Source organism: Novosphingobium sp. SG919 (genome assembly GCF_012932495.1).
GTDB lineage: Bacteria > Pseudomonadota > Alphaproteobacteria > Sphingomonadales > Sphingomonadaceae > Novosphingobium > Novosphingobium rhizosphaerae.
Map to the genome: position 1 here is coordinate 1,490,605 of NZ_JABCNG010000001.1, position 26,805 is coordinate 1,517,409.

Annotated in this window: 23 protein-coding genes; 15 read left to right on the forward strand and 8 right to left on the reverse strand. The window is 66.3% G+C overall.

The genetic code is table 11. The features are described from left to right. Positions 1-22 precede the first annotated feature (22 nt). Together FHT19_RS06690 and FHT19_RS06695 are read right to left on the reverse strand one after the other, a co-directional pair. On the reverse strand, positions 23-628 hold the full coding sequence (locus FHT19_RS06690; RefSeq protein WP_168554810.1) for a hypothetical protein: 606 nt from the start codon (positions 626-628) through the stop codon (positions 23-25). Positions 629-704: 76 nt separating this feature from the next. Beyond that, on the reverse strand, positions 705-1,613 hold the full coding sequence (locus tag FHT19_RS06695; RefSeq protein ID WP_168554811.1) for a neutral zinc metallopeptidase: 909 nt from the start codon (positions 1,611-1,613) through the stop codon (positions 705-707). A gap of 196 nt (positions 1,614-1,809) precedes the next feature. On the opposite strand from FHT19_RS06695, the gene FHT19_RS06700 reads away from it, so the two are divergent. From FHT19_RS06700 to FHT19_RS06715, 4 genes are all read left to right on the forward strand, one after another. Beyond that, positions 1,810-3,417: a M28 family peptidase gene (locus tag FHT19_RS06700; protein ID WP_169474367.1), complete on the forward strand. Its 1,608-nt coding sequence runs from the start codon at positions 1,810-1,812 to the stop codon at positions 3,415-3,417. Between the two features lie 66 nt (positions 3,418-3,483). Beyond that, positions 3,484-4,941 carry an IMP dehydrogenase gene (guaB, locus tag FHT19_RS06705; RefSeq protein WP_168554812.1) on the forward strand — a complete coding sequence of 486 codons (1,458 nt, stop codon included), beginning with the start codon at positions 3,484-3,486 and terminating at the stop codon, positions 4,939-4,941. Then, positions 4,938-6,119, forward strand: coding sequence for an RsmB/NOP family class I SAM-dependent RNA methyltransferase (locus tag FHT19_RS06710; protein WP_169474368.1), 1,182 nt, complete (start codon positions 4,938-4,940; stop codon positions 6,117-6,119). Before guaB ends, FHT19_RS06710 begins: the two co-directional genes overlap by 4 nt. 65 nt (positions 6,120-6,184) lie before the next feature. After that, positions 6,185-6,691, forward strand: coding sequence for a hypothetical protein (locus FHT19_RS06715; protein ID WP_248290293.1), 507 nt, complete (start codon positions 6,185-6,187; stop codon positions 6,689-6,691). 156 nt (positions 6,692-6,847) lie between these two features. On the opposite strand, the gene FHT19_RS06720 is transcribed toward FHT19_RS06715, so the two are convergent. Both FHT19_RS06720 and FHT19_RS06725 read right to left on the reverse strand, forming a co-directional pair. Then, the gene (locus FHT19_RS06720) at positions 6,848-7,336 is read right to left on the reverse strand and encodes an RNA pyrophosphohydrolase (RefSeq protein ID WP_168554815.1); all 489 of its coding nucleotides are present in this window, start codon (positions 7,334-7,336) and stop codon (positions 6,848-6,850) included. 17 nt (positions 7,337-7,353) lie between these two features. Then, a complete protein-coding gene (locus FHT19_RS06725) occupies positions 7,354-8,337 on the reverse strand; it encodes an alpha/beta hydrolase (RefSeq protein WP_248290294.1) in 984 nt (327 codons plus the stop codon). A 123-nt stretch (positions 8,338-8,460) separates the two neighbouring features. On the opposite strand from FHT19_RS06725, the gene FHT19_RS06730 reads away from it, so the two are divergent. After that, positions 8,461-9,828: a deoxyribodipyrimidine photo-lyase gene (locus tag FHT19_RS06730; protein WP_169474370.1), complete on the forward strand. Its 1,368-nt coding sequence runs from the start codon at positions 8,461-8,463 to the stop codon at positions 9,826-9,828. Between the two features lie 36 nt (positions 9,829-9,864). On the opposite strand, the gene FHT19_RS06735 is transcribed toward FHT19_RS06730, so the two are convergent. The 3 genes from FHT19_RS06735 to purF all read right to left on the reverse strand — a co-directional run bounded on the left by FHT19_RS06735 (position 9,865) and on the right by purF (position 12,596). Beyond that, a complete protein-coding gene (locus tag FHT19_RS06735; protein WP_168554817.1) occupies positions 9,865-10,215 on the reverse strand; it encodes a PilZ domain-containing protein in 351 nt (116 codons plus the stop codon). Between the two features lie 168 nt (positions 10,216-10,383). Continuing rightward, positions 10,384-11,115 (reverse strand): SDR family NAD(P)-dependent oxidoreductase, encoded by a 732-nt coding sequence (locus FHT19_RS06740; protein WP_169474371.1) that lies wholly within the window; start codon positions 11,113-11,115, stop codon positions 10,384-10,386. A gap of 2 nt (positions 11,116-11,117) precedes the next feature. Then, on the reverse strand, positions 11,118-12,596 hold the full coding sequence (purF, locus tag FHT19_RS06745) for an amidophosphoribosyltransferase (RefSeq protein WP_168554819.1): 1,479 nt from the start codon (positions 12,594-12,596) through the stop codon (positions 11,118-11,120). A gap of 307 nt (positions 12,597-12,903) precedes the next feature. On the opposite strand from purF, the gene FHT19_RS06750 reads away from it, so the two are divergent. From FHT19_RS06750 to FHT19_RS06795, 10 genes are all read left to right on the forward strand, one after another. Further along, positions 12,904-14,676, forward strand: coding sequence for a sensor domain-containing diguanylate cyclase (locus FHT19_RS06750; protein WP_169474372.1), 1,773 nt, complete (start codon positions 12,904-12,906; stop codon positions 14,674-14,676). Between the two features lie 154 nt (positions 14,677-14,830). Continuing rightward, the gene (locus tag FHT19_RS06755) at positions 14,831-16,072 is read left to right on the forward strand and encodes a lipoprotein-releasing ABC transporter permease subunit (RefSeq protein ID WP_169474373.1); all 1,242 of its coding nucleotides are present in this window, start codon (positions 14,831-14,833) and stop codon (positions 16,070-16,072) included. Then, positions 16,065-16,739, forward strand: a complete 675-nt coding sequence (locus FHT19_RS06760; RefSeq protein ID WP_169474374.1) for an ABC transporter ATP-binding protein — start codon at positions 16,065-16,067, stop codon at positions 16,737-16,739. Before FHT19_RS06755 ends, FHT19_RS06760 begins: the two co-directional genes overlap by 8 nt. A gap of 86 nt (positions 16,740-16,825) precedes the next feature. Next, positions 16,826-17,092, forward strand: coding sequence for a hypothetical protein (locus tag FHT19_RS06765; protein WP_168554823.1), 267 nt, complete (start codon positions 16,826-16,828; stop codon positions 17,090-17,092). Between the two features lie 80 nt (positions 17,093-17,172). Beyond that, on the forward strand, positions 17,173-17,673 hold the full coding sequence (locus FHT19_RS06770; RefSeq protein ID WP_169474375.1) for a glutathione peroxidase: 501 nt from the start codon (positions 17,173-17,175) through the stop codon (positions 17,671-17,673). A 74-nt stretch (positions 17,674-17,747) separates the two neighbouring features. Then, positions 17,748-19,586 (forward strand): DUF885 domain-containing protein, encoded by a 1,839-nt coding sequence (locus tag FHT19_RS06775; RefSeq protein ID WP_248290295.1) that lies wholly within the window; start codon positions 17,748-17,750, stop codon positions 19,584-19,586. A 60-nt stretch (positions 19,587-19,646) separates the two neighbouring features. Continuing rightward, entirely contained in the window at positions 19,647-23,255 is a 3,609-nt protein-coding gene (gene dnaE / locus FHT19_RS06780; RefSeq protein ID WP_169474376.1) for a DNA polymerase III subunit alpha, read from the forward strand. Between the two features lie 45 nt (positions 23,256-23,300). Then, positions 23,301-24,902, forward strand: a complete 1,602-nt coding sequence (locus tag FHT19_RS06785) for a long-chain fatty acid--CoA ligase (protein WP_169474377.1) — start codon at positions 23,301-23,303, stop codon at positions 24,900-24,902. 32 nt (positions 24,903-24,934) lie between these two features. Further along, positions 24,935-25,270 (forward strand): YbjQ family protein, encoded by a 336-nt coding sequence (locus FHT19_RS06790; RefSeq protein ID WP_168554828.1) that lies wholly within the window; start codon positions 24,935-24,937, stop codon positions 25,268-25,270. Further along, positions 25,267-25,554: a hypothetical protein gene (locus tag FHT19_RS06795; RefSeq protein ID WP_168554829.1), complete on the forward strand. Its 288-nt coding sequence runs from the start codon at positions 25,267-25,269 to the stop codon at positions 25,552-25,554. The genes FHT19_RS06790 and FHT19_RS06795 overlap by 4 nt, the downstream gene beginning before the upstream one ends. A 130-nt stretch (positions 25,555-25,684) precedes the next feature. On the opposite strand, the gene FHT19_RS06800 is transcribed toward FHT19_RS06795, so the two are convergent. Beyond that, positions 25,685-26,755, reverse strand: a complete 1,071-nt coding sequence (locus tag FHT19_RS06800; RefSeq protein ID WP_169474378.1) for a PA0069 family radical SAM protein — start codon at positions 26,753-26,755, stop codon at positions 25,685-25,687. Positions 26,756-26,805: the final 50 nt, after the last annotated feature.

Genomic DNA, 26,805 nt, shown 5'->3' on the forward strand with positions numbered 1-26,805 from the left:
GGCAGAGCCGGGGGAACAGGCATCAGCGGTTGCGCTTGTCCTGCTTTTCCTTTTGCTTGGCAGCCTCGGCGGCGGCCGCTTCGCGCGCACGGGTGGCGGCGATGGCCTTGGCGTCCTTGGCGGTGGCAGCACGCGCCGGATAGGGGCAGCCGCGCGACTGGCCCACGCCCTTGAGGAACGAGCGACGCGCGGTGCCGGCGAACAGCGCCACCTGCCACTGCCGCTGCGCTTCGTTGGCGCCGGAGATTTCGCGGATGATGCCGCCGAACGGGATCAGTGAGCCGACGATCGACTTGGCGGTGTTGCCCACCATCATGCCGCCCTTGGTATAGTCGGCGATGTCGATATCGTCGCCCAGCACGGCATCAAGCCGGCGGATTTCGCCCGAGATCGCAGAGCAGCCCTTGAGGCCGACCAGCGTATAGGGCGATTGCCGCGCCTTGAGCAGGATCGGCGGGATGTCTTCCTTCTTGAGATTGACGGTTTCGAGCGGCGTGGCGACGACATCGCCGACCTTGGCATCCTTGGGGGCGACAGCGGTCTGGGCCTGGGCGTTGAGCCCGGCGAGGGCGAGCGGGGCCAGCGCGCCGAACAGGGCGGCGCGGGTGGCAAGGCGGTGTGCGAACATGATTGGTAAAACTCCCCGGTTTCCCCGCATTACGCGGCAAGCCGGGCAAGGTTCCTGACAAGGCGTTGCGACCGCCTTACACCGCGCCATCGGTGAAGGTGTTGCACGCCGCCGGGTTGCCGCTGTCCAGGCCCTTGCGCAGCCAGGTCATGCGCTGCGCGGCGGTGCCGTGGGTGAACGCTGCTTCCACCGGCGTGCGGCCGGCGGCCTTCATCAATGTGTCGTCGCCGATCTGGTGCGCGGCACGCAGGCCTTCCTCCACGTCGCCCGGTTCGATCCGCGCGCGATTCTGCGCGGCCCAGACCCCGGCATAGCAATCGGCCTGAAGCTCAAGCCGCACCGACAGGGGATTGGCGGCGTCGGGATTGGCCCGCTGCGCGCGCGTGACCTTGGCAGAAGTGCCGACCAGGTTCTGGATGTGGTGGCCATATTCGTGCGCCATGACATAGACGCGGGCGAAATCGCCGCCCGCGCCCAGTTTCTTGTCCAGCTCGGTATAGAAATCGGTGTCGATGTAGATGCCTTGGTCGCTGGGGCAATAGAACGGGCCCATCGCGCTTTGCGCCGCGCCGCAGCCCGACGAGCCCTGGCTGGAATAGAACACCAGCTTGGGTGCGCGGAACGCGACGTTTTCGGTTGCCAGCAGTGGCTTCCATGTCTTGTTGAGCGAGGACAGGGCGTTGCAGCTTTCATGGCTGAACGCGTTGACATCGCAGGCCTGGGCCAGCGTTTCGCCGCCGGGCCGGCCAACCTGTTGCGATGGGGTTTCGCCCACTGGACCTGCCAACTGGCGCGGCAGGCCGCCGAACAGGAACGAGGCACCGACGACCAGCAGGATACCCAGGATGCCGAAACGCGAGCCGATCAGGCTGAAGATCAGGCCGAGCGGGAAACCGCCACCGCCGCCGCCGCCCAGGGAAAAGCCGCCGCCCTGGCCGCGCTGGTCTTCCACATCGATATTGTTGTCGTAATCGTCGAGCCGCATGGCGTGCCTGTTTCCGTTGCTGTGCTTGCGTGAGCGTATAGCCGAAATGGCAAGCGCTGGCGTGGCACAATGTTCCGTATGGCGATGCACGAAAAACCGCGCCACATCGGTTCACCGTGCTTTACAGTTTCGGAACTTGCGCGCGTTGGTGGGTTTTGTCAGCAAGAGGACTGCGCTCAAGCGTTTGAGGTTGTCGATGAGTCGTGGCGCATGGGTGTTGCGGGCACTGGCCCTGGTCTTGCTGGCAGCACCGCTGCTGGCAGTGCCCTTGTGCCTGTCTGCTGCCCCGGCGGCCGTGGCCCCCTCGTTGGAACAGCGCCTGCGCGGCCATGTCGAAACATTGGCCAGCCCGGCGTTCGGCGGGCGCCGGCCCGGTACCGACGGGGAGACGCAGACGCTGCGCTACCTGGCGCGGCAATGGTTCGAGATGGGCCTGGAATCAGGCACCAATCTGCCGGGTAATCCGTGGTTTGCCCCGGTGGAACTGGTGGCGCGCGAGCCGGTGCTGTCGCGCGCCACGTTCACGCGCGGGCGGCGGCACTTGCTCGCCGACGAGCGCGACGTCTTCGTGGTGACGTCGGGGGTGCGCAACCTGGTGGAAAGCGCGCCGGTGCTGTTCGTGGGACATGGCACGGTGCCCTCGCGCACCGAGCTGGCCGGCCGGGTTGCCCTGCTGCTCGACAGCAAGAGCCGGCCGACGCGCGCCTTGCGTGGCAGGGACGGCGGCGATGGCGCCGCCGATGGCCATGAAGCGGTTGGCCGGTTGCTCGATGGTGGCGCGATGGCCGTGATCACGGTGCTGGATGGCGCGCGCAGCCTGGATGACGTGGCGATGCGCCGCCGCAAGGCGGGGACGGCGCTGGCGGGCGAGCGGCTGGACAACGAGATCGAGGCGTTCGTCACGCCCGACATGGCCGATCGCCTGCTCGGCGGCACGCCCGCTGCGGCGGGCCAGGCCCTGGCCGCCGCACAGGCAGAGGCCGACCAGCCCGATTTTACCCCGCGCCTGATCGGTGCCACGGCCACGCTGGAGGCGACGAGCAAGGAAACGCGGGTGCGGACCCACAACCTGGTGGGGCGCATTCCGGGTCGTGATCCCGAGGCGGGCGCGGTGCTGCTGGTGGCGCACTGGGACCATTTCGGGGTTTGTGCCGACAATGGCGCGATCTGCCCCGGCGCGGTGGATAATGCCAGCGGCGTTGCCGTGATCACCGAAGTGGCGCGCCAGGTGATGGCTGGCGGCCCGCTGCGCCCCCAAGGTCGTGATATGCCCGAGCGCGACATCTATGTCCTGGCCACCACGGGCGAGGAAATGGGATTGCTGGGCGCGCTCGCCTTTGCCGAAAATCCGCCCTTGCCGCTGGGCCGCATCGTGGCGGCGTTCAACGTGGACAGCACTGGCCTGGTGCCGCCGGGTGGACCGGTGGCGATCGTCGGGCGGGGGATGACGCCGCTGGACGAGGAAGTGGGCCGCGTTCTGGCGCGGATGAAGCGCAAGCTGGTCGATGGCCAGGCGGCCAATGCCTATGTGCGGCGGCAGGACAGCTGGGTGCTGATGCAGCATGACGTGCCGGCGATCATGGTCAGCACCAGCTATGCCGACGAGGCGCGGCTGGGGCGGTTCATGGCCGGCGCCTATCACACCCCGGCCGACACGCCCGACCAGGTAAATTATGCCGGCATGGCCGACGATGTGCTGATCACCACCGAACTGGTGCGCGATTTTGCCGACCCGCGACGCTATGCGGGAGCCGGTTTGCCATTGCCCGCCAGCCCCCCGACAAATAGCCGGCGAACCCCCTAGCCAATTGTTCCCGGCTTGATTACATGGGCCGCCACGATTCTACCCGGACAGGAAGTGGCAGCTAACATGGATATCCCTCTCGGCCTTACCTTTGACGACGTTCTGCTGCGTCCGGCCGAGTCAGACATCCTGCCCTCGCAAGCCGATACCCGCACCCGCCTGACCAAGGCGATCGCGCTGAACATTCCCGTACTCTCGTCGGCGATGGACACCGTGACCGAGGCCGACATGGCCATCGTCATGGCCCAGCTTGGCGGCATCGGCGTGCTGCACCGCAACCTGTCGGTCGAGGAGCAGGCCGCCGCGGTGCGCGCGGTCAAGCGCTATGAAAGCGGCATGGTCGTCAACCCGATCACCATCGGGCCCGACGCCACGCTGGGCGATGCCCAGGCGCTGATGAGCATGCACCGCATCAGCGGCATTCCCGTGGTGGAAGCCGGTGGCAAGCTGGTGGGCATCCTGACCAACCGCGACGTGCGCTTTGCCGCTAACCTGGCCCAGCCGGTGCGCGAGTTGATGACGCACGAAAACCTCGCCACGGTAAAGCTGGGCACGAGCGGGGACGAAGCGCGCCGCCTGCTGCACCAGCGCCGCATCGAAAAGCTGCTGGTCGTGGACGATGCCTATCACTGCATCGGGCTGATCACGGTGAAGGATATCGAGAAGTCCGTCACCTATCCCAACGCCACCAAGGATGCCGCCGGGCGCCTGCGCGTGGCGGCGGCCACCACCGTGGGGGAAAAGGGCTTGGCCCGCACCCATGCCCTGGTCGATGCGGAATGCGATGTGATCATCATCGACACCGCCCATGGCCACAACCGCGACGTGGCGCGCGCCGTGGAAGCGGTGAAGAAGCTGTCCAACGACGTGCAGGTGATTGCCGGCAACGTGGCCACCGCCGAAGCGACCCGCGCGCTGATCGATGCCGGGGCTGACGGCATCAAGGTGGGCATCGGGCCCGGCTCGATCTGCACCACCCGCATCGTGGCGGGCGTGGGCGTGCCGCAGTTGACCGCCATCATGGAATGCGCGGCTGAAGCGGAAAAGTCCGGCGTGCCGGTTATCGGCGATGGCGGCTTGCGCACGTCGGGCGATGCGGCCAAGGCGCTTGCCGCCGGGGCAAGCTCGATCATGATCGGTTCGATGCTGGCCGGCACCGAGGAAGCGCCGGGCGAAACCTTCATTTACCAGGGCCGCGCCTACAAGGCCTATCGTGGCATGGGTTCGGTGGGTGCCATGGCGCGCGGTTCGGCCGATCGCTATTTCCAGCAGGACATCAAGGATTCGATGAAGCTGGTGCCCGAAGGGATCGAAGGCCAGGTGCCCTACAAGGGGCCGGCCAAGGATGTGGTGCACCAACTGGTGGGCGGCATCAAGGCGGCCATGGGCTATACCGGCAGCGGCACGATCGAGCATCTGCGCAAGAATGCCAAGTTCGTGCGCATCACCAACGCGGGCCTCAAGGAAAGCCACGTCCACGACGTGACGATCACGCGTGAGGCGCCGAACTACCCCACCCGGTGACGCCGGCCGCGCGGGTTCAGGCCGCGATCGACATTCTTGACGAAGTGATCGCGGCCGCGCGCGGGCAGGGGGCTTCGGCCGACCGGCTGGCGGCCGAATGGTTTCGCCAGCGCCGCTTCGTGGGATCGAAAGACCGCCGCGCCATTCGCGAACTGGTCTGGGCGGCAATCCGTGCTTGTGGCGATGTGCCCGTATCGGGGCGCGCTGCGGTGCTGGCGCTGGCGCAGGGCGATGCCGCCCTGGCCGCGCTGTTTGACGGTTCGACTTACGGCCCCGCGCCGATCCGCGCCGGAGAGCCGGTGGCAACGGGCGGAGCCATGCCGGGCTGGCTGGCGGCAGAAATGGCCGCGTCGGGCCTTGATGCGGCGGAACAGGGCGCGCTGCTGGGTCGTGCGCCGCTGGACCTGCGCGCCAATACCTTGAAGATCGACCGCGAAAGCCTGGCCGCGCGCCTGCCGGTGGCGGCCGATGCGACGGCGGCGCCACACGGGCTGCGCCTGCCCGTGGGGACGCAGGCGGAAACCTGGCCGGAATTTGCCCAGGGCCTGTTCGAAGTGCAGGACACCGGCAGCCAGATCGCGTGCCAGGCGCTGGACGCGCAGCCGGGTGAGAGCGTTGTGGACTTGTGCGCCGGGGCCGGCGGCAAGACCCTGGCACTGGCCGCGGCGATGCAGAACACCGGCCGCCTGCTGGCCTGCGACATCGACCGGGCGCGCCTGCAGCGCCTCGCCCCGCGTGCCGAGCGGGCCGGGGCCCTGGTCGAAACGCGGCTGCTCAATCCGGGGCAGGAAAATGCGATCCTGGCTGATTGGCAAGGACAGGCCGACGCCGTGCTGGTGGATGCGCCCTGTTCGGGCACGGGTACCTGGCGGCGCAATCCCGAGGCGCGCTGGCGCCTGACGCCGGCGGCGATCGCACGCTATGGGCAAATGCAGGCCCATGTCCTGGCCGTGGCGGCAGGGCTCGTGCGGCCTGGGGGGCGGCTGGTCTTCATCACCTGCTCACTGATCGATACCGAGGGCGCCGATGGGCTGGCCGCGTTCCTGGCGGCTCATCCCGGGTTCAGGTGCGAACCGCTGGATATGGCGGTGGGCCGTTCGCATCGTGGCGGTTGGCGTTTGTCTCCGTATCATGACGGTACGGACGGGTTTTTCTTCGCGCGGCTGGTGCGTCTGTGATAGACCCATCGGCCATGAGGGTGGTCTATCGCCGTGGTGAGCAGTCCCGGCTGAAGGAGTTCTTGATGCGCTATACGCCCGCGGCCCTTGCGCTGTCCCTGCTTGTGGCCGTGACCGGCAGCATGGGTTCGGCCCGCACCAGCGATCCGCTCGATCCGCGTGCACAGGCGCTGTTGCAGGATGGGCGTGCGTCTTTGGCCAAGGGCGAAGTTGACGCGGCGACCGACAGCCTGGAAGCGGCCCTGGCGATCGACCCGGCCAACCCCGGCATCCTGGTTGCGCTGGGCGATGCTTCGCGCCAGGCCGGCCTGCAGGGCAAGGCGATCCACTATTATCGCAACGTGCTGGAGCGCGAGCCCAACAATCTTTCCGCCATTGCCGGCGAAGGCGCCGCGCTGGCCGAAAAGGGCGCGGTGGACAAGGCCAAGGCCAGCCTTGCCAGGCTGGAGGGCCTGTGCGGCAAGGCTTGCCCGGAAACGGCCGTGGTCAGCAAGGCGCTGGCCGCCGGGCCCAAGCCACAGGTTGTGGCAGCCGAGACGGTGACGCCCAAGCCGGAAGTGCAGGCGAACTGAGGTTTTTGGGGTGGAGTTGGGTCTTTGGCGTCGGTCCAAGGCTTCCACCACCCCCAACCCCCTCCTCTGAAGAGAAGGGGGAGTGGAAGGGTTAAGCCCCATCCTCTTTAGAGGAGGGGGCTGTGGGTGGCGCGAAGCCTTGCACAACCCCGCCGATCAAATCAGTGCGCGGAATTCGTCGACGACCTGGCGGTAGACGCGGCGTTTGAACGGCACGATCAGATCGGGCAACTGTTCGGGATCCACCCATTTCCATTCGCAGAATTCGGCCGGGTCGTGGGCATCGAGCACCACGTCGCTGTCCTGCCCGTTGAAGCGCAGCAGCAGCCAGGACTGGCGCTGGCCGCGATAGCGGCCATGCCACAACTTGCCCACCAGTTCGGGCGGCAGGTCGTAGAAATGTTCCTCGCGACTTTGCGCCAGCACGGTGACGTGATCGGCGGTCAGGCCGGTTTCCTCATGCAGTTCGCGCATCGCGGCAGGCACGAGTTCCTCGCCCTCGTCGATGCCACCCTGCGGCATTTGCCAGGCATCGCCTTCCTTGTTGTCGATGCGCTTGCCGACGAACACGCGGCCTTGGGGATTGACGATCATCAGCCCCACGCAAGGGCGATAGGGAAGAGCGGCAAAGGGGTCCGCACTCATCGATAGGTGGTCCTTGTTCAAGCAGTCGGGCGCAGGGCGTCGAGTACACCGCGCAAGCCCGACAGGATCGCGTCCAGATCGGTTTGCGCGCTGGGGATCGCCTTGCGCACCTGGATAAAGCCGTGGATCGTTCCCGTGCGTTCCATGAACACCAGGGGCGATCCGGCGCGTGCCAGGGCCGCGCCGTAGACCCGTCCGCTATCGCGAATCGGATCAAGGCCTGCGGTCACTAGCACTGTGGGGGGCATCTGGTCATGCCCGCTGTTGAGCGGAAAGGCGCGCGGGGCACCATCGGGCGCGGCATAGGCTTCGCCAAACCATTGCATAACCTTGGCATCCAGCAGGAAGCCTTCGGCAAACTGGTGGAACGAGGCATGGCCTGCCACGGCATCGGTCAGCGGATAGATCGGCACTTGCGCGATCACCGGGGCCGCCGCCGGCTGCGCAACGAGCGCCTGGGTCACGACGATCGCCAAGTTGCCGCCGGCCGAATCGCCGATCGGGACAAGGCCGGTCACCGTGCGGCCCAGCGCATCGGGGCTGCCGGCAATCCAGCGGGCGGCCGCTTCGGCATCGTCGGGCGCGGCGGGAAAGGGATGCTCGGGCGCAAGGCGATAATCGACCGCGATCACCGGAAGATCCACTTGTGCGGCAATGTCGGTGCACACGTGGTGATGGCTGTCCAACCCGCCCAGAACGAACCCGCCGCCATGATAGAACACCAGCACCGGGCCAGGTTCGCGGCTTTCGCGGCTGTCATACAGGCGCAGCGGAATGTCGCCCGCCGGGCCGGGGCACGCCAGGTCCCGGATCACGGCGAGGGGCCGTGGCGGCAGGTCGGCCAACTGCTGCATGGCGACATAGGTGGCGCGGGCCTGGTCCAGCGGCATCTCGTGCATGGCCGGCACCCCGCTGGCAGCGGCCTGGCGCAGATAGTCGAGGAAGGCCTGAACATCCGGGCGGACGACCACATCGGGGTGAACGGGAGGCAGATCGGCCAAGGCGGGTTTCTCCGGTTGCGGCGCACGGCGTGCGGCGCGGGGGACGCTGTACAGCACACCCTGCACCAAGGGGCAGGGTGCTGGCCATGGCCAAGTGCGTCAATAGCCGCCACATAGCAGGGCATGACGAGCCCAACAATTGTCTGGCTGCGCCGCGATTTGCGCCTGCACGACCAGGCGGCCTTCGTGGCCGCGGCGGCAGCCGGCGGCCCCGTGATCCCCGTTTACGTGCTGGATGACGATAGCCCCAAGCATCGCCGCATGGGCGCGGCATCGCGCTGGTGGCTGCACCACAGCCTGCATGCGCTGGACCAGCAACTGCGCGCGATCGGGTCACGCCTGATCCTGCGGCGCGGGAAATGCGATGCGGCGCTCGCCGCGATCCGCCGGGAAACCGGTGCGCGCGTGGTGCATGCCCTGCATCATTACGAACCGTGGTGGCGCATGGCCGAGCGTGCGGTGGGCAAGGCGTTCGACTTGCGGCTGCACCATGGCAATTTCCTGCTGCCGCCCGGCACCGTGCAGAACGGCAGCGGCCAGCCTTACAAGATTTATACGCCGTTCTGGCGTGCCAGCCTGCAGCAACTGCCGCCACCACCGCCGCAGCCCGCCCCGCGCCAGCTACCCGCCCCGGCATTCTGGCCAGCGAGCGACAATCTGGCCGATTGGCAGCTCTTGCCCACGAAGCCGGACTGGGCCGGTGGCATGCGCGAAACCTGGACGCCGGGCGAAGCTGGCGCGCAAGAGCGGCTCGACACCTTCGTTGGCCGTGCCGCGCGCTATGACCAACAGCGCAACCTGCCGTCATGTCCCGGCACGTCGATGCTTTCGCCGCACCTTCATTTCGGGGAGATTTCGCCGGCCACGGCCTGGCACGCGGTGGCCGATGCGGGCGGCAGCGTCGACGTGTTCCTGAGCGAACTGGGCTGGCGCGACTATGCCCAGAATCTGATCCTGCAATGCCCGGACTATGGCATGCGCAACGGCCGCGAAGCGTTCGATGCCCTGCCATGGCGCCACGCGCCCAAGGATCTGGCCGCCTGGCAACAGGGGCGAACCGGCTATCCCATTGTCGATGCGGGCATGCGGCAGTTGTGGCATACCGGGTGGATGCACAACCGCGTGCGCATGATCGCGGCCAGTTTCCTGATCAAGCACCTACTGATCGACTGGCGCGTGGGCGAGCAGTGGTTCTGGGATACCCTGGTCGATGCCGATTACGGCGCCAATGCCACCAACTGGCAATGGGTGGCGGGCAGCGGGCTGGATGCCAACATGTTCGTGCGGATCATGGCGCCGCTGACGCAATCGGCCAAGTTCGATGCGGCGGCCTATATTCGCCAATGGGTGCCCGAACTGGCCGAACTGGATGATGCCGAGATTCATGATCCACAGCGCCGCCCTGGCGGATATCCGGGCAAGATCATCGATCACGCCCAGGCCCGTGCCCGCGCGCTGGCAGCCCATGGCAAGATGAAGGAACACGGCTGACGCAGCGGCTGGGCTGCTGCGTCAGCCGTGGTCGGGTCAGCGTTCCGGCACGCCTTCGTCGCCGCTGTAGCGTAGCAACAGGGCATCATGTTCACGCTGCGACAAGAGGTTGGCAAACGCGCAACCCACCAGCCCGGCGTGCCACCATACCACGTCAGCCTCGCGCGATTCGAGGCCGGGGAGGGTGAGATAGACCTTGCTGCCTTGCGCGATGCGGGCCGGCGCGAGCGCGGAGAAGCCGGCAAGCGAAAGATCGAGCACCAGCGTCTGGACCGCCCGTGCGCCATGGCGGCGCAGCTTGGACGGAATGACGAGGCGTGAACGAGGAGCGCAGCGATCGTCGCTGGCGGCTGCTTCGTAGTTTTCCTGCCATTTGATAGTTGGCATCGGCCGTGACCCGCTGATCGATTCGACACGGCAACGGATCGCTGCCGTTGGCGAAGCATGAGCAAATTGGCTTACCAGCAGGTTAACGCCAGCGCGCCGATCCTAAGATTTCCTACGATGGCAATCTTTTACAAAACGCCGCATTGCACAATGCGAGTTTGGCATCGTTCAGGCCGGGGCGTCCACGCGCTCGCGATGCGGGCTGGCGAAATCCTCTGCCGCCAGCGCAGCGATGCGCGCGGCAACCGTTTCGGGCGGCTTGACGCTGGATGGATTTTCGCCGGGATAGGCCTTGGCCCGCATCTTGGTGCGCGTGGCACCGGGATCGACGATGGCCACGCGAATGCCGGAAATTGCCGCCACTTCCTGGGCATAGCTGGCCAGGAGATTGTCGAACGCGGCCTTGGTGGCGCCATAGGCCCCCCAATAGGCGCGCGGCTGCGCGCCGACGCTGCTGGTCAGCCCGATCACGCGGGCATCCTGGCTGCCCTTGAGCAGGGGATGGAATGCGCTGATCAGCGAATGCGTGGCCAGCACGTTGAGCGTGATGGCACGGCTGAAATCGCGCGGCTCGATCTGCCACACCGGGGTGAGGGCGGGCAGCACGGCGGCGTTGATCACCAGGATATCGAGCGCGACCCAGCGTTCCGAAATTGCGGAAGCGAGGCGGGCCACGCCATCGGGTTCGGCCAGGTCCACCGGGGCGATGGTGGCATGGCCACCAGCCTGGAAGATTTCGTCTTCCACCTTTTCCAGCTCGGCCGCGTCACGCGCCACGAGCACGACATGCGCGCCCGCAGCGGCCAGGGCCCGGGCCGTGGCCGCGCCGATCCCGCGACTGGCGCCAGTGACCAGCGCCACGCGCCCGGCGAGCGGGGCATTTGCATCGGTGGCGGCCACGGTCAGGCGACCTTGGCCGGCTTGGCCTTGAGCTTGACCGGCGAACAGCCCGGATCGCGCTCGCCCAGGTCGGTCAGACGCGTGGGATAGTCACCGGTGAAGCAGGCATCGCAATATTGCGGGCAGGCGCTGCTGCGCTGCGCTTCGCCAACGGCGCGATAGAGCCCGTCGATCGACACGAACGCGAGGCTGTCGGCCTGGATGAATTCGGCCATGGCGGCAATGTCCATCCGCGCGGCCAGCAGCTTCGACCGCTCGGGCGTGTCGACCCCATAGAAGCACGAATGCTCGGTCGGCGGGCTAGCGACGCGGAAGTGCACTTCGCGGGCACCGGCCTCGCGCATCATCTGCACGATCTTGAGGCTGGTGGTGCCGCGCACGATCGAATCGTCGATCAGCACGATGCGCTTGCCGGCCACCAGGGCGCGGTTGGCATTGTGCTTGCGCTTCACATCGGCGTGGCGCGCGCCGTCAGACGGCTGGATGAAGGTGCGGCCGACATAGTGCGAGCGGATGATGCCCAATTCGAACGGAATGCCCGATTGCTGGGCATAGCCGAGCGCGGCAGGCACGCCGCTGTCGGGCACGGGAATGACCAGATCGGCATCGGCCGGGTTTTCCAGCGCCAGTTGCATGCCGATGGCCTTGCGCACTTCATAGACCGAGCGGCCACCCAGGATGGAATCCGGGCGGCTGAAATAGACATGCTCGAAAATGCACGGGCGTTGCGGCGTATCACCGAACGGGCGGTGCGTCTGGATCGAACCGTCGAGCGCCACCTGGACGAGTTCGCCCGGCTCAACTTCGCGGACCATGTCGGCGCCAACCACGTCGAGCGCGACGCTTTCACTGGCAAAGATCACCGCATCGCCCAGCTTGCCCATGACCAGCGGACGGATGCCGAGCGGATCGCGGCATGCGATCATGCCTTCGGGCGTCATGCAGATCAGCGAATACGCGCCTTCGACCAGGCGCAGCGCATCGACGAAGCGATCGAGCAGCGTGGGATAGCGGCTGGTGGCCACAAGGTGGATGATCACTTCGGTATCGGAAGTGGACTGGAAGATCGCCCCCTTCTGCACCAGATCATGCTTGAGGAACATGGCGTTCGAGATGTTGCCGTTGTGCGCGATGGCAAAGCCGCCGGCCGCCAGATCGGCAAACAGCGGCTGCACGTTGCGCAGGCCCGAACCGCCCGTGGTGGAATAGCGCACGTGGCCTGCGGCCATCATGCCCGGCAGTTCGGCGATCGCCTGGCCGCTGGAAAAGTTCTGCGCGACATGGCCAATGCCACGGCGGGAATAGAATTCCTGCCCGTCGAAGCTGGTGATGCCCACCGCTTCCTGGCCGCGATGCTGCAGGGCATGGAGCCCCAGCGCCGTTATCGCCGCCGCGTCGCGCGCGCCCAGCACGCCGAAAATGCCGCATTCCTCGCGCAGCTTGTCGCCGTCGCGGTCCTCGAAGGGGTTGGTGGTGATCATCTGTCTCGCAAGCGCTCGCGCCAAAGACTCGCACCGGTGCGAAGTGCCCCGGCCGAGCAATGCGGCCCATGTGGCGACGTTTGCCGGTAAAGGCAAGGGCGCGCGCGGCAGGCTGCATGGGATGGCCGCCATTGAGCAAAAATTATCTCCTGCTGTCATATGCTTGGCATCACGCGGCGCTTACGGTGCAAGTGGTTTGAAAAATTTTACCATCAAAACGGCCGTAAGGGGCGGCTCTTAGCCCTGAATTAACCATTTGCTGGCCAATATATGCGCCATGCAAACGACGGTTCCCCCCCGGCCACGCATGGCCATAACCCCGGCAGCTTCGCTGCGCGCCGCCATCGTGACGGGACTTGCCTTTTTCATCAGCGCCTTCGTTGCCGTGCACTACAGCCGGCTGAGCGGCGGTGTGGCCATGGTGTGGCTGGCCAATGCGATTCTCGCGGCGCGGCTTCATGCCCTGCCGGTGCGGTGTTGGCCCGCCACGATCCTGGCATGCGCGGTGGCCGGGCTCATGTTGACCAGCCTGTTCGGGCTGGGCTGGCGGGCTGCGCCGTTCCTGACCGCGGCGAACCTGTTCGAAGGCGTGGCAGCGGCCGCAATCCTGCGCCGCATCACCCGGTCGCATTGGCCCGACGATACCGCCGAATGGATGGCCGGCTATAGCCTGGGCATTGGCCTGGCGGTGCCTCTGCTGGGCGCGGCGGTTTCGGCCATCACGCTCTCGCTGGTGGCGGGCTTGCCGCTGCGGGTCAATTTCGTCGATTGGCTGATCGGCCATTCGCTGGGCCTGCTGATTTTCCTGCCCTGCGGCAGCCTGGTGTGCATGGCGTGGCAAACGCGCGAGCCATTGCTGCCCCAGGGCGCCGCCACGCGGGCCATGCTGCTGGCCGGGACCATGGCCGTGCTGACGCTGGCGGTGTTCATGCAGACCGCGCGCCCGCTTCTCTTGTTTCCCTTGCTGCTGGTGGTGTTCGGCGGGATCTGGGCCAACGCTTTCGTTGCCCTGATGCTGCCGATGATCCTAGCGACCTTGGGCGGGCTGCTCACGCTTTACGGCCACGGCCCGATTGCCGACATGCAACCATCGCCCACCGATCTCAACGTGCTGGCCGGCCGCTTGCAGTTCTTCCAGGTCTATCTTGGCGTCACCGTGCTGTGCGTGCTGCCGATCGTGGCCGAGCAGGAGCGCCGCCGCCGCCGGATGCGCGATCTGGCGCATAGTGAGGCCCGCTATCGCCTGCTTTCCGACCATGTCAGCGACGTGATCATCCACATGGCCCGCAGCGGCACGATCCGCTACGCCTCGCCGGCGATCACCCAATTGACCGGCCATGCGCCCGAACAGCTTTCCGGCGTGGATTTCCGCCAGATCGTGGTGGAAGAACATCGCGCCGCTGTTGCTGCAGCATGGAACGCGGGCGTGGCCAGCCCCGGTGAACCGGTGGCGGTGGAATATCTCAGTCTGCCGCTGGGCGGACCGAGCCGTTGGTTCGAAACCCACTTCCGCGCGGTGACCAACGAAACCGGCGATGTCGATGGCCTGGTTTGCGTCACGCGCGACATCGCCCAGCGCAAGCGCATCGAGGAAGACCTTTCGCGCGCCGCGCTGACCGATCCCCTAACGGGCATTCCCAACCGCCGTGCCTTTTTCGAAACGGCAGAGCGGGTGGGCGCCAGCGGCGTGCCATCGGCCCTGGCGGTGATCGACATCGACTATTTCAAGCTGGTCAACGATCGCCATGGCCATGCGGTGGGTGACCGGGTGCTGCGCGCCTTTGCCGAAACAGCCGTGGCGGCGGTGCGCTCCACCGATTTCGTGGCGCGCATCGGCGGCGAGGAATTCGCCGTCCTGCTGCCCGATACCGAACTGGTCCATGCCGAAAAAGTGTGCCAGCGCCTGGCCAAGGCGGTCAACGCCCTGGCGGTGGACACGCCGCAGGGCCAGGTGAAAATCACCATAAGCGCCGGCATCGCGGCGCTGGGCGCCCATCCCGATGCCGCCCTGGCAGCGGCCGACAGCGCGCTGTATCGCGCCAAGGCCGAGGGCCGCGCCCGCCTGCGCGTGGCGGCCTGACGGGCTTGCGACAACCCGCGATCGGGCGGGAACCGAACCGGCCGCGCGCGATTGGGCAGGGGCGTCTTGCCCTGCCGCGCCCGCCGTCCTAAAGCGTCGCGCGACAAATCGTTCGCCATTGCCCGTCCCGTTCCAGCGCGAAAGTGTGCCGCCTTTGATCCTCTCGCCATTCGAATGGACCATCGCCAAGCGTTACATGCTGCCGGGACGCGGGGAAGCGTTCATTGCCATGGTCGCCGGGATCAGCCTGGTCGCCGTGATGCTAGGCGTGGCTGCGCTGGTCATTGTCATGAGCGTAATGAACGGCTTTCGCGCCGAACTGCTCGACAAGATCGTGGGCCTCAACGGCCATGCCGTGGTGCAGGCCTATGGCGGCCGGCTGGATGACTGGCAGGAAATCCTGGCCAAGCTGGAAAAGACCCCTGGCGTCACCCGCGCATCGCCGCTGATCGAGCAGCCGCTGCTGGCCAGCTTCAACGGCCGGGTGGAAGCGATCCTGGTGCGCGGCAACACGCCCAAGGACATCAATCGCCTGGGCGACAAGCTCAAGGCTGGCAGGCTGGCGGCCTTGCAGCCGGGCAGCAACAACGTGGCGATCGGTTCGCGGCTGGCAGAAAGCCTGGGCGCGCAACTGGGCGATACGATCACGATCATCAACCCGGCCGGGCGCTCCACCCCGTTCGGCACCGTGCCGCGCCAGGTGGGCTATCGCGTGGCCGCGATCTTCGAGATCGGCGTCTATGACTATGACAACGCCTTCGTCGTCATGCCCATTCCCGACGCGCAGACGCTTTTGCTCACCGGCGATTCGATCGGCATGATCGAAATCACCACGACCAATCCCGATACGGTGATGACCACGCTGGGCCCGCTGAAAAAGCAGCTGGAGGGCCGCGCGCAGATCACCGACTGGAAGACGCTCAACGCCAGCCTGTTCGAAGCCCTGGCGGTGGAACGCGTGGCGATGTTCGTGGTGCTGTCGATCATCGTGCTGGTGGCGGTGTTCAATATCCTTTCGTCGCTGATCATGCTGGTGCGCGCCAAGACGCGCGACATCGCGATCCTGCGCACGATGGGGGCCTCGCGCCGCAGCCTGCTGAAAATCTTCATGGCCATCGGCTTTGTCATCGGCGCGCTGGGCACGGCGGTGGGATTGCTGCTGGGCTTCGTGTTCCTCTATTTCCGCCAGCCTATTGTGCATCTGGTGGAAATCGTTACCGGGCAGAACCTGTGGGACCCTTCGATCCGCTTCCTCACCGAACTGCCCAGCCGCAGCGATCCGGTGGAAATCATCGTGATCGCGCTGATGGCCCTGGTGCTCAGCTTCCTGGCCACGCTCTATCCCGCGCTCAAGGCGGCAAGCACCGATCCTGTGCAGGTCTTGCGCTATGAGTGATCCTGTCGTCCGTTTGCGCAACTTGCGCCGCAGTTTTGAGCAGGGTGGCGTGCGCATCGACGTGCTGCGCGGCGTCAACCTCGATATCCGGCCTGGCGAGATCGTGGCCCTGCTCGGGCCGTCCGGCTCGGGCAAGTCCACCATGCTCCAGGCCGTGGGCCTGCTCGAAGGCGGGTTCGAAGGCATGATCGAGATTGCCGGCACCGATGCCGCCGCGCTCAATGGCGACGCGCGCACCGTGCTGCGGCGCGATCACCTGGGCTTCGTCTATCAGTTCCACCACCTGCTGCCCGATTTCAACGCCACCGAAAACGTGATCCTGCCGCAGCTGGTCTCGGGCAAGGGCGAGCGCGCCGCGCGCGAGCGGGCAACCGAACTGCTCACTGCGCTGGGGCTGGGCCATCGCCTGGATCACCGGCCCAGCCAGCTTTCGGGCGGAGAGCAGCAGCGGGTGGCCGTGGCGCGCGCGCTGGCCAATCGCCCCGCGCTGGTTCTCGCCGACGAGCCGACCGGCAACCTGGATGAAGCCACGGCCGATCGCGTGCTGGACGAGTTCCTCAAGCTGGTGCGCGGCGAAGGCAGCGCCGCGCTGGTGGCCACGCACAATGAACGCCTCGCCTTTCGCATGGACCGGGTGATGCGGTTGCACGAAGGTGTGCTGGAATAAGCTCCGGTTCAGATGCGTCTTGCTTTCCTGCGGAAACCGACAAGGGCCATATGCGTTTGTCGGGGACCCAAGGAGGGTTTTATCAGATGAATACCACGATCCGTGCCGAATCCCGCGATGGCGCACACGACTTCTGGAACGATCATGCCACGATCGTCACCCGTGAAGCCGCCGGCAGCGTCCTGCATGCGTTTGGCGTGCTGCATTCGGGAACCTTTGCCGAAATGGTCCGCCTGATGGGCCGCATGCCCGAAGCGGACCGCGCCGAACTGATCATCGAAAAGTCCGGCGATCGCCATTATGGCCCGGCCGAAGCGCTGCAATTGTTCAAGCGGGCTGATTTCCCGCTCTGACGGCAGCAGCCTGCTAGCATTGATTTCGGGTGCCATTACGTGACAATACGGATGGCCGTGGACCGGCCCGGAGCAATGCCATGACAGCGACGGATACAAGCCCGCAGACAATTGCCGATTTCGATGTGCGTCTGCCCAATGGCGAGCGTATCAGTTTGGCCGACCGGTTGGGCAAAGTCGTGCTGGTGGTGAACACCGCGTCCAAATGCGGTTTCACCCCGCAGTACGAAGGGCTGGAAGCGCTTTGGCGCAAGCACCGCGATGCCGGTTTGGAAATTCTTGCCTTTCCCTGCAACCAGTTCGGCGCGCAGGAGCCGGGCAGCGCGGAAGAAATCGAAAGCTTCTGCAAGGTCAACTTCGGCCTGAGTTTCCCCCTGATGGCCAAGGTGGACGTGAACGGCGACCATGCCGAACCCCTTTTCGACTGGCTCAAGGCCGAGGCACCCGGCGTTCTGGGCACCAAGGCGATCAAGTGGAACTTCACCAAGTTCCTGATCGACCGCCAGGGCCATGTCGTGCGGCGCTATGCCCCATCGGACCGGCCGGAATCGCTTGAGGCGGATATCGTCGCGCTGCTTTAGGTTCTGTTGGTTTCGGTTGTAAGTAACTGGACTTTTTGCCAAAACCCCCGGCAAGCAAAGATCAGGGGGCAATCATGACCAAGCCATTCCACGCCATGCTGGCCGCAACCGTTGTGGTTCTCTGTCTTCCAGCGGCGCCGGCCATGGCCAAAGCGGCGTCGGCGGCGGCACCCGCTGACGCAGCGGTGCAAGACACGCGGCTGGCAGCCTTCCTCGACAAGGAGTTTGACGCAGAACTGGCATTGCGCCCCCAGCTTGCTACGCGCCTGGGCCGCAAGGAAGGCATGGACCGGCTGGACGACAACAGCGACGCCGGCATCTTGCGCCGCCTGGAATGGCGCCGGGGCAGCGTGGCGCGGATGAAAGCCGCGTTCGTGCGCGATCGGCTGTCGGCCGAAGGGCGTATCAACTACGATATCTGGGCGCTGGAACTGGAGCGGGCGGAACTGCAATACCGCTTTCGCCGCTATCAGCCGCCGTTCTATTCGTTTCTTTATTCGGCCCATGCCGAAGTGCCGAACTTCCTGATCAACACCCACCTGGTGCAGGATGCGGCCGACATGGCCGCCTATATCGCGCGGGTAAAAGCCACGCCCGCGATGCTGGACACCGCCATTGCCCAAAGCACGCAATCGGCCGCGATCGGCGTGCTGCCGCCGCGTTTTCAGCTGGAGCGGGTGATTTCGGGTAGCCAGGGGCTGATCACCGGGGCGCCGTTCGATGATGGCGCGCCGTCGCCGCTCTGGGCCGATGCCCAGGCCAAGATTGCCAAGCTGGTAACGGCCAAGGCGATTTCGGCCGACCAGGCCACCGCGCTCACCGCGCAGGCGCGTGAGGCGATCCTGGCGCTCAAGCCCGCCTATCAGCGCGTGATTGCCTGGGCGCAGGCCAGCTTGCCGAACGCCAAATCCGGCGTGGTGGGCGCCGGCACGCTGCCGGGCGGGGCGGATTGGTACGCCGCCGCGCTACGCCTCAACACCACGACCGCGCTGACGCCCGAGCAGATCCACCAGACCGGCCTTGCCGAAGTGACCCGCATCAACGCGGCCGAAGATGCCCTGGCCCGCAAGGCCGGCTTTGCCGATGCGGCCGCGCTCCGGGCCGATCTCGTGGCGAAGGACCCGCCGCGCCCGTGGACCGACGAATTGCGCGCCGCGCGCCTGGCCAAGTCCAACGCCATCGTCAATGCCAACCGTGCGCTGCTGCCCAAGGTGTTCACCGCGCTGCCCGCCTATGGCACCGAAGTGGTGCGTGAGCCCGCGTTCAGCGAAGTGGCCGGCGGCGCGGCCCATGCCGCCTATGCCAGCGCCGATGGCAAGCGACCGGGCCGGGTGTGGCTGCACATGCTGGGTGAGAAAGACCCCGACGCCACGCTGTACACGCTGATGTGCCACGAAGGCATTCCCGGCCACCTGATGCAGGGCGATATCCAGGTGCGCCAGACCGGCACGCCGCAGTTCCGCAAGGCCTATACCTATGTCGCTTTCAACGAAGGCTGGGCGCTGTATGCCGAGCGGCTGTGCAGCGAAATGGGCGCGTTTCCCGATGCCGCGGCCGATCTGGAGCGGCTGGACGCCGAACTGTTCCGCGCCGCGCGCCTGGTGGTGGATACCGGCATCCACGCCAAGGGCTGGTCGGAAGACCAGGCGGTGCAATACCTGATTGATACCGCGCACTTGCCGGCGCAGCAGGCACGATCGGAAGTGCGGCGCTATATCACGCTGCCCGGCCAGGCGACGGGCTACAAGGTGGGCATGCTGGAGATCGTGGCCCTGCGCGAAAAGGCGCAAGGCGCGCTCGGCGCCAGGTTCGACTTGCGCCGGTTCAACGACCTGGTGGTGAGCGCCGGCTCGGTGCCGCTGTCGGTGTTGGGCGAACGGGTCGACGCGTGGGTGGCGGCGCAAGGCGCGTAATCTGTTGATGAGGGCGCGCCCCCTCTCAAAAAGGTGCAAAGGGCGTGCTATCTTCCAGTCATGGCCTTTGCACCCTTTGTCCCGCTGCGCGTCTTTTCGTCGTACACCATGCTGGATGGGGCGATCGACCCCAAGGCTATTGCCAAGACGGCGGAAAAACGCGGCTTTCCGGCCATTGCCATTACCGACCGCAACGGCCTTTACGGCAGCGCCGCCTTTGCCAAGGCGTGCAAGGACGGCGGGGTGCAGCCGGTCATCGGCACGATGCTGGCCGTTGCCCGGCCCGAGCGCGGCGGCGCTTCGGCGCCCGGCTTTGGCCCGCAGGCGCCCACCATCGATTGGCTGGCGCTCTATGCCCAGGACGCGCAAGGCTATGACAACTTGTGCCACCTCGTCAGCCGGGCGCACCTCGATCGTCCGCTGGAACATGCGCCGCATGTGCTGCTGTCTGATCTGGAAGGCCATACCGACAGCCTGATCTGCCTGACGGCGGCGGGGGAAGGCGCGCTGGTACGGCTTCTGGCAGGCGGACAGCAAACTGCGGCGGACAGCTATCTCGAAAAGCTCAAGACGCTCTTCCCGGGCTCGCTCTATCTTGAAGTGGTGCGGCGCAACGAGGCGGCGGAGGAAGCGGCCGAAGAGGCGCTGATCGCGATGGCCTATGCCCACGATCTGCCGCTCGTGGCCACGAATCCGGCGTGCTTTGCCGACGCCGGTTTCTATGACGCGCATGATGCCATGCTGTGCATCGCCAGTTCCACCCATGTGGACAGCCCCGATCGGCCGCGATCATCCAAGCACTGGTGGATCAAGCCGGTCGAGGCGATGCAGGAGCTGTTCGCCGACCTGCCCGAGGCGCTGGCCAACACCCTGGTGGTGGCGCAGCGCACCGCGTGCATTCCGCCCAAGCGCAAGCCGATCCTGCCCAGCCTGGCCGGTGACCAGAAGGGCGAGGCGCTGGCCTGCGCGCGCGACAGCCGCCTGGGCCTGGTCGCACGGATGCGGCCCTATTACCCCGAAAGCTGTCACGGCGAACTGGCGCAAGTCTTGTGTCTTGAGCCGGAGGAAACGCCGCAGGCCGCCGACCATCCCGAACTGGTGGCGGCGGGCGCCTGGGACGAAGTGCTGGAATATCGCCAGCGCCTGGAATTCGAGATCGCGATCATCAACCGCATGGGCTTTGGCGGTTACTTCCTGATCGTGGCCGACTTCATCAAGTGGGCCAAGGATCACGACATTCCGGTGGGGCCGGGGCGTGGTTCGGGCGCCGGCTCGCTGGTCGCCTGGGCGCTGACCATTACCGACCTCGATCCGATCAAGCTGGGCCTGCTGTTCGAACGCTTCCTCAACCCGGAACGCGTTTCGATGCCAGACTTCGACATCGACTTTTGCGAAACGCGGCGCGGCGAAGTGATCCGCTATGTCCAGGCCAAATATGGTGCCGATCACGTGGCGCAGATCATCACCTTCGGTAAGCTGAAAGCCCGCGCCGTGCTGCGCGACACCGGGCGCATCCTGCAGATGAGCTATGGCCAGACCGACCGGCTGTGCAAGATGGTGCCCAACCATCCGACCGATCCATGGACGCTGGAACGCGCGCTCAACGGCGTGGCGGAATTGAAGCGCGAGTATGACCGCGATCCCGAGGTCAAGCGCCTGATCGACCTGGCGCGCCAGCTCGAAGGCCTGCCGCGCAACAGTTCCACCCATGCCGCCGGCGTGGTCATCGGCGACCGGCCGCTCGCCCAACTCGTGCCGCTCTATCGCGATCCCCGGTCCGATATGCCGGTGACGCAGTTCGACATGAAGCATGTCGAGGATGCCGGCCTCGTCAAGTTCGACTTCCTTGGCCTCAAGACCCTGTCGGTGCTGCGCAAGGCGGTGGACCTGCTCGCCAAGCGGCAGATATCCATCGATCTTTCGCTGCTGCCGCTCGACGACAAGGATGTCTATCGGCTGCTCCAGGTGGGGGACACGGTCGGCGTGTTCCAGCTGGAATCCGAAGGCATGCGGCGCACCCTGGCGGCGGTGAAGCCCACCAACTTTGGCGACATCATCGCGCTCGTTTCGCTCTATCGCCCCGGCCCGATGGACAACATCCCCTTGTTCGGGCGTCGCAAGAACGGGTTGGAAGCCATCGAATACCCCCATGAAAAGCTCTCGGGCATCTTGGCCGAGACCTATGGGATCTTCGTCTACCAGGAACAGGTGATGCAGGCGGCGCAGATCCTGGCGGGTTACTCGCTGGGCGACGCAGACTTGTTGCGCCGCGCCATGGGCAAGAAGATCCAGGCGGAAATGGACCAGCAGCGCACCCGCTTCGTGGCGGGTTGCAAGGAAGTGTCGCAGATCGAGGCGGGCAAGGCCAACGAACTGTTCGACTTGATCGACAAGTTCGCCGGCTATGGCTTCAACAAGAGCCACGCGGCCGCCTATGCCCTGCTGGCCTATCACACCGCCTGGTTCAAGGCGCACTATCCGCATGAATTCTACGCCGCTTCGATGTGCTTCGACATGCACCAATCGGAAAAGCTCAACATCTTCGTGGATGACATGCGGCGCAACGGAGTGGCCCTGGCCGGGCCGGACATCAACCATTCCGAAGCCGAATTCACCGTTGAGCGCACCGCCGATGGCCATGCCGTGCGCTATGCCCTGGCGGGCCTGCGCAACGTGGGTGAAAAGGCGATGGACGCCATCGTGGCCGAGCGGGAGGCCAATGGGCCGTTTGCCACGCTGGACGATCTGTTCAAGCGCATTCCTGCCGGGTCGATGAACCGGCGCCAGTTGGAAGCCCTGGCCGCGGCCGGCGCGCTCGACGGGCTGGAGCCGAACCGCGCGCGCATCATCGCAAACGCCGAATTGCTGATGGCCGTGGCCGACGAGGCCGTGCGCAGCCGCACCTCGGGCCAGGGCGGCCTGTTCGGCGGCGAGGGGCACGACCAGCCCGCCACGCGCCTTGCCGAAACCAAGCCGTGGAGCCGTGCCGACCAGATGGCGGCGGAGCGCGAGAACTTCGGCTTCTATTTCGCCGCCCATCCGGTGGAGGAATATCGCGCCGTGGCCAGCGCCAATGGCGCGCGCACGTATGGCAGCCTGATGGCGGGATCGGGCGATGGTGCCAATGGTGGGAGTGGCGGGGCTGCGCGATCGGCCGCAGTGATGGCGGCGCTGGTGGAAAACGTCCAGAAGCGCAAGACCAAGCGCGGCAAGGACTTTGTCATGGCCGACTTTTCCGACAGCAGCGGGTTGTTCACCGCCTCGTGCTTTGAAGAAACCCTGGTCGATGATTTCGTCACCTGGGCGCGCGAGGGCACCTGCGTGCTGCTCAATGTCGAACTCGACCGGCCCAACCCGGATGAACCGCCGCGCGTGACCGTGCGCGGGGCAAGGCCCCTGGCGAGCGTGACCAGCGCAGCGCGCATGCACCTGACGCTCGACGTGCTGCGCGAGGATGCCATGCGCGAACTGGCGCTGCTGCTGCCGCGCGAACCCGATGCCAAGGGCGAAGTGATCGCCCGCCTGCGCACCGCCACCGGCGCCCAGCCGCGCGTGCGCCTGGGCCGCAATTTCAAGCTCGACAGCGACCTGATCGAGCGGCTGATGCCGATCGAGGGGCTGGCCAACCTGGCGCTGACCGCCAAGGCCGACCTGCGGCTGGTGTCATAAGCATAAGGCCGGGCGCCACGACCCGGCGGAAAGGACGGCAAGAGGATGCTGGGCGGAATGCAGGACTGGCCGCTGCGCGTGGGCCGGCTGATCGACCATGCCGCGCGCGAGCATGGCCATCGCGCGATCGTCAGCCGCTGGGCCGATGGCCGCGAGACGGAAACGACCTGGGCCGGCGTGCGCCACGATGCCGCGCGGCTGGCCGCCACCTTGCACCGCGTGGGAATCACGCCGGGCGACCGCGTGGCGACACTGGCGATGAACCATGCGCATCACCTGGCTGCCTGGTATGGCATTCCCGGCGCCGGGGCGATCCTGCACACCGTGAACCCGCGCCTGTTCGAAGACCAGCTGGATTTCATCGTCAACCACGCCGAAGACCGTGTGTTGTTGTTCGATGCGGTGTTCGCCCCGCTGGTGGCGCGAATGAAGCCGCGCTGGCCCACGGTCGAACACTATGTCTGCTTTGACAGCAGTGGCCCCGCGCCGGCATTTACCGATTGGATCGGCAGCGACACCACCGACTGGACGGAAGGGGACGAGCGCGAAGCCTGTATGCTGAGCTATACCAGCGGCACCACGGGCAATCCCAAGGGCGTGCTCTATTCGCACCGCTCCACCGTGCTGCACGCGCTGGGCGTGTTGCAGCCCGAAGTGTTTGGGATGGAGAGCCGCAGCGTGGCCCTGCCGGTGGTGCCGATGTTCCACGCCGCCTGCTGGGGCTTGCCCTGGGCTTCGGCCAGCGTGGGCGCCAAGCTGGTCTTGTCGGCCGTGGCCGAGCCGGCCGTGTTGTGCGACCTGATGGCGCGCCATGAGGTGACGGCGATGGCCGGTGTGCCGACGGTGTGGCTGGGCCTGGCGCAGCATGCCGATGCCACGGCGGGCGGCGCGTTTCCCGCGGCGCTGAAAGACGTGCTGTGCGGCGGATCGGCCCTGCCGCGCGCGCTGATCGAACGGTTCATGGCCGCGGGCCTGCGCGTCAGCCATGCCTGGGGGATGACCGAAACCTCGCCCATCGGCACGGCGGGTGGCGAGCCGTGGAACTGGGACGGCATGGACTTTGCCGCACAGGTTTCGCTCAAGGCCAAGCAAGGCCGCCCGCCGTTCGGCGTGGAGATGCGCTGCGTGGATCTGGGTGACGCCGCGCACGTGCTGCCGCGCGATGGGCAGACGGCCGGCGCCCTGCAGGTGCGCGGGCCATGGGTGATCCAGCGCTATTTCAAGGCGGAGGCCGATGCAGTGGACGCGGATGGCTGGTTCGACACTGGCGACGTTGCGATCCTGCATCCCGATGGCACCTTGCAGATCACCGACCGCACCAAGGACGTGATCAAGTCGGGCGGCGAATGGATCAGTTCGGTGGAGCTGGAAAACGCCGCCGTGGGCCACCCCGCCGTGGCCGAAGCCGCCGCCATCGGCATTGCCCATCCCAAGTGGGACGAGCGGCCGCTGCTGGTGGTGGTGCTGCGTCCGGGCATGGCCACAAGCACGCAGGAACTGTGCGACTATTTGGCCACCCGCGTGGCGCGGTGGTGGTTGCCCGATGCCGTGGTGTTCGTCGAAAGCCTGCCGCATACCGGCACGGGCAAGATATCCAAGAAGGATCTGCGCGCACAATTCCATGGCTTTTCGTGGGATCAGGCGTAATTTGCAGGCGATAAGAACGCTGGGAGAGTGCCATGATCGTGACGACCACCGAAAACATCGCCGGCCATGATGTGGTGGAAAGCCTGGGCCAGGTTTTCGGCGTGGTGGTGCGCAGCCGCGGGCTTGCCGGCAATATCGTGGCGGGCTTGCGCACGATCATCGGCGGGGAAATCAAGGAATATTCGGCGCTGGTGGAAGACACCCGCCGCCACGCGATCGATCGCCTGGTGATGAACGCCCGGCTGATGGGGGCAGACGCGGTGGTGATGATGCGCTTCGATTCCGGCTCCATCGGCCAGACCATGAACGAAGTGGTGGCCTATGGCACTGCCGTGAAGCTCGCACGCCCTGGGCCTTCGGTGGCATGACGGGCGGGGCGCGCGTTGCCGCGCTGATCACCGCTGGCCTGGTCGGTGCCGCCGGCCTGGCGTTGCATCTGGCAACGGGTAACGGCTGGGGCCTGATCGGCCTGGGCGCCGTGATCGCGCTCGCGACTCTGTTCGAAGCCCGCTACCGCGCGCGCCAGCCCGAAGGCGCCGTGCAGTGGCAGCGCACCGGCGAATGCGAAGTGGACGTGGAGACCGGCGCGGTGGTGGAAGTGTGGTACGACCCCGTGACCGGCGCGCGCAAGTATGAGCCGGTGATCGACTGACTGCGGCGGGCGGGGGAGATTGGACAAGCTCAGCCCGAACGGATTTCGACGGTTTAAATAACGACTTCCGCTCGCCCTGAGCTCGTCGAAGAGCATGTCCTGAGCCTGTCGAAGGGCGCGGGTACAAGGCTCAGAACAAATCCATCTGCCCATCGCGCGAAGGCGGGCGGAACTGCGTGCAATCGAGATCCAGCCGTTCCTGCACGATCCCGGCCCTGCGCAGGGCGAGGCGGAAGCGGGTGCGGATGAGATCGGCCCAGACACCCTTGGGTTTCATGCGGGTGTGGAAGCTGGCGTCATAATCCTTGCCGCCGCGCATCGATTGCACCGTGTGCATCACCTTGGCGGCGCGATCAGGGAAATGCACGTCCAGCCATTGCCGGAACAGCGGCGCCACTTCGTGGGGCAGGCGCAGCATGATCCAGCTGGCCGAGCGGACGCCCAGAGCCCCAGCCTCCATCAGGATCTGTTCCAGGAACTGGTCGGTGATCGCGGGGATCACGGGAGAGACACCGACGTGAGCAGGGATGCCCGCCTCCACCAGCGTGCCCAGCGCCGCCATCCGCTTGGCTGGGCTGGAGGCGCGCGGCTCCAACAGGCCCGACAGGCGCGGATCGAGGCTGGTGATCGAAAGGCCCACCGCCACCAAGCGCCGCGCCGCGAGCTGGCGCAGCAGGTCGAGATCGTCGAGCACGCGGGCCGACTTGGTCGTGATCGTCACCGGATGGCCCACCTCCAGGCACAGTTCCAGCACCTGGCGCGTGATGCGATACTCGCGCTCGATCGGCTGGTAGGGATCGGTGTTGGTGCCCATCGCCAGTGGGCGGGGGCTGTATCCGCGCTTGGCGAAGGCTTTGCGCAACAGTTCGGCCGCCTGCGGCTTGGCAAACAGTTTCGTCTCGAAATCGAGGCCGGGCGAGAGATCGTGATAGGCGTGCGTTGGCCGGGCATAGCAATAGATGCAGCCGTGCTCGCACCCGCGATAGGCATTCACCGAACGGTCGAAGGGAATATCGGGCGAAGCGTTGAAAGTGAGGACGCTTTTGGGGAATTCCTGCGTGACCGTGGTGCGCAGGCGCGGAGCCTCGCCATCGATGGCTTGCGCCATGTCGCGCCAGTCGCCGTCGGCCTCCCGCTCGGCCAGGCCAAAGCGCGTGGGCACCGCGCCAGACTGCGCACCCCTGCCTTTGATGGGTTGCATGGGTAGAACATAGCAGGAACATGGCGGCACGAAAAGGTGTATCCTCCCGT

Coding starts and splice junctions, on each gene's coding strand:
- FHT19_RS06690 (WP_168554810.1), bottom strand. CDS start 628: ATGTTCGCACACCGCCTTGCCACCCGCGCCGCCCTGTTCGGCGCGCTG.
- FHT19_RS06695 (WP_168554811.1), bottom strand. CDS start 1,613: ATGCGGCTCGACGATTACGACAACAATATCGATGTGGAAGACCAGCGC.
- FHT19_RS06700 (WP_169474367.1), top strand. CDS start 1,810: ATGAGTCGTGGCGCATGGGTGTTGCGGGCACTGGCCCTGGTCTTGCTG.
- guaB (WP_168554812.1), top strand. CDS start 3,484: ATGGATATCCCTCTCGGCCTTACCTTTGACGACGTTCTGCTGCGTCCG.
- FHT19_RS06715 (WP_248290293.1), top strand. CDS start 6,185: ATGCGCTATACGCCCGCGGCCCTTGCGCTGTCCCTGCTTGTGGCCGTG.
- FHT19_RS06720 (WP_168554815.1), bottom strand. CDS start 7,336: ATGAGTGCGGACCCCTTTGCCGCTCTTCCCTATCGCCCTTGCGTGGGG.
- FHT19_RS06730 (WP_169474370.1), top strand. CDS start 8,461: ATGACGAGCCCAACAATTGTCTGGCTGCGCCGCGATTTGCGCCTGCAC.
- FHT19_RS06735 (WP_168554817.1), bottom strand. CDS start 10,215: ATGCCAACTATCAAATGGCAGGAAAACTACGAAGCAGCCGCCAGCGAC.
- purF (WP_168554819.1), bottom strand. CDS start 12,596: ATGATCACCACCAACCCCTTCGAGGACCGCGACGGCGACAAGCTGCGC.
- FHT19_RS06750 (WP_169474372.1), top strand. CDS start 12,904: ATGGCCATAACCCCGGCAGCTTCGCTGCGCGCCGCCATCGTGACGGGA.
- FHT19_RS06760 (WP_169474374.1), top strand. CDS start 16,065: ATGAGTGATCCTGTCGTCCGTTTGCGCAACTTGCGCCGCAGTTTTGAG.
- FHT19_RS06765 (WP_168554823.1), top strand. CDS start 16,826: ATGAATACCACGATCCGTGCCGAATCCCGCGATGGCGCACACGACTTC.
- FHT19_RS06770 (WP_169474375.1), top strand. CDS start 17,173: ATGACAGCGACGGATACAAGCCCGCAGACAATTGCCGATTTCGATGTG.
- FHT19_RS06775 (WP_248290295.1), top strand. CDS start 17,748: ATGACCAAGCCATTCCACGCCATGCTGGCCGCAACCGTTGTGGTTCTC.
- dnaE (WP_169474376.1), top strand. CDS start 19,647: ATGGCCTTTGCACCCTTTGTCCCGCTGCGCGTCTTTTCGTCGTACACC.
- FHT19_RS06785 (WP_169474377.1), top strand. CDS start 23,301: ATGCTGGGCGGAATGCAGGACTGGCCGCTGCGCGTGGGCCGGCTGATC.
- FHT19_RS06790 (WP_168554828.1), top strand. CDS start 24,935: ATGATCGTGACGACCACCGAAAACATCGCCGGCCATGATGTGGTGGAA.
- FHT19_RS06795 (WP_168554829.1), top strand. CDS start 25,267: ATGACGGGCGGGGCGCGCGTTGCCGCGCTGATCACCGCTGGCCTGGTC.
- FHT19_RS06800 (WP_169474378.1), bottom strand. CDS start 26,755: ATGCAACCCATCAAAGGCAGGGGTGCGCAGTCTGGCGCGGTGCCCACG.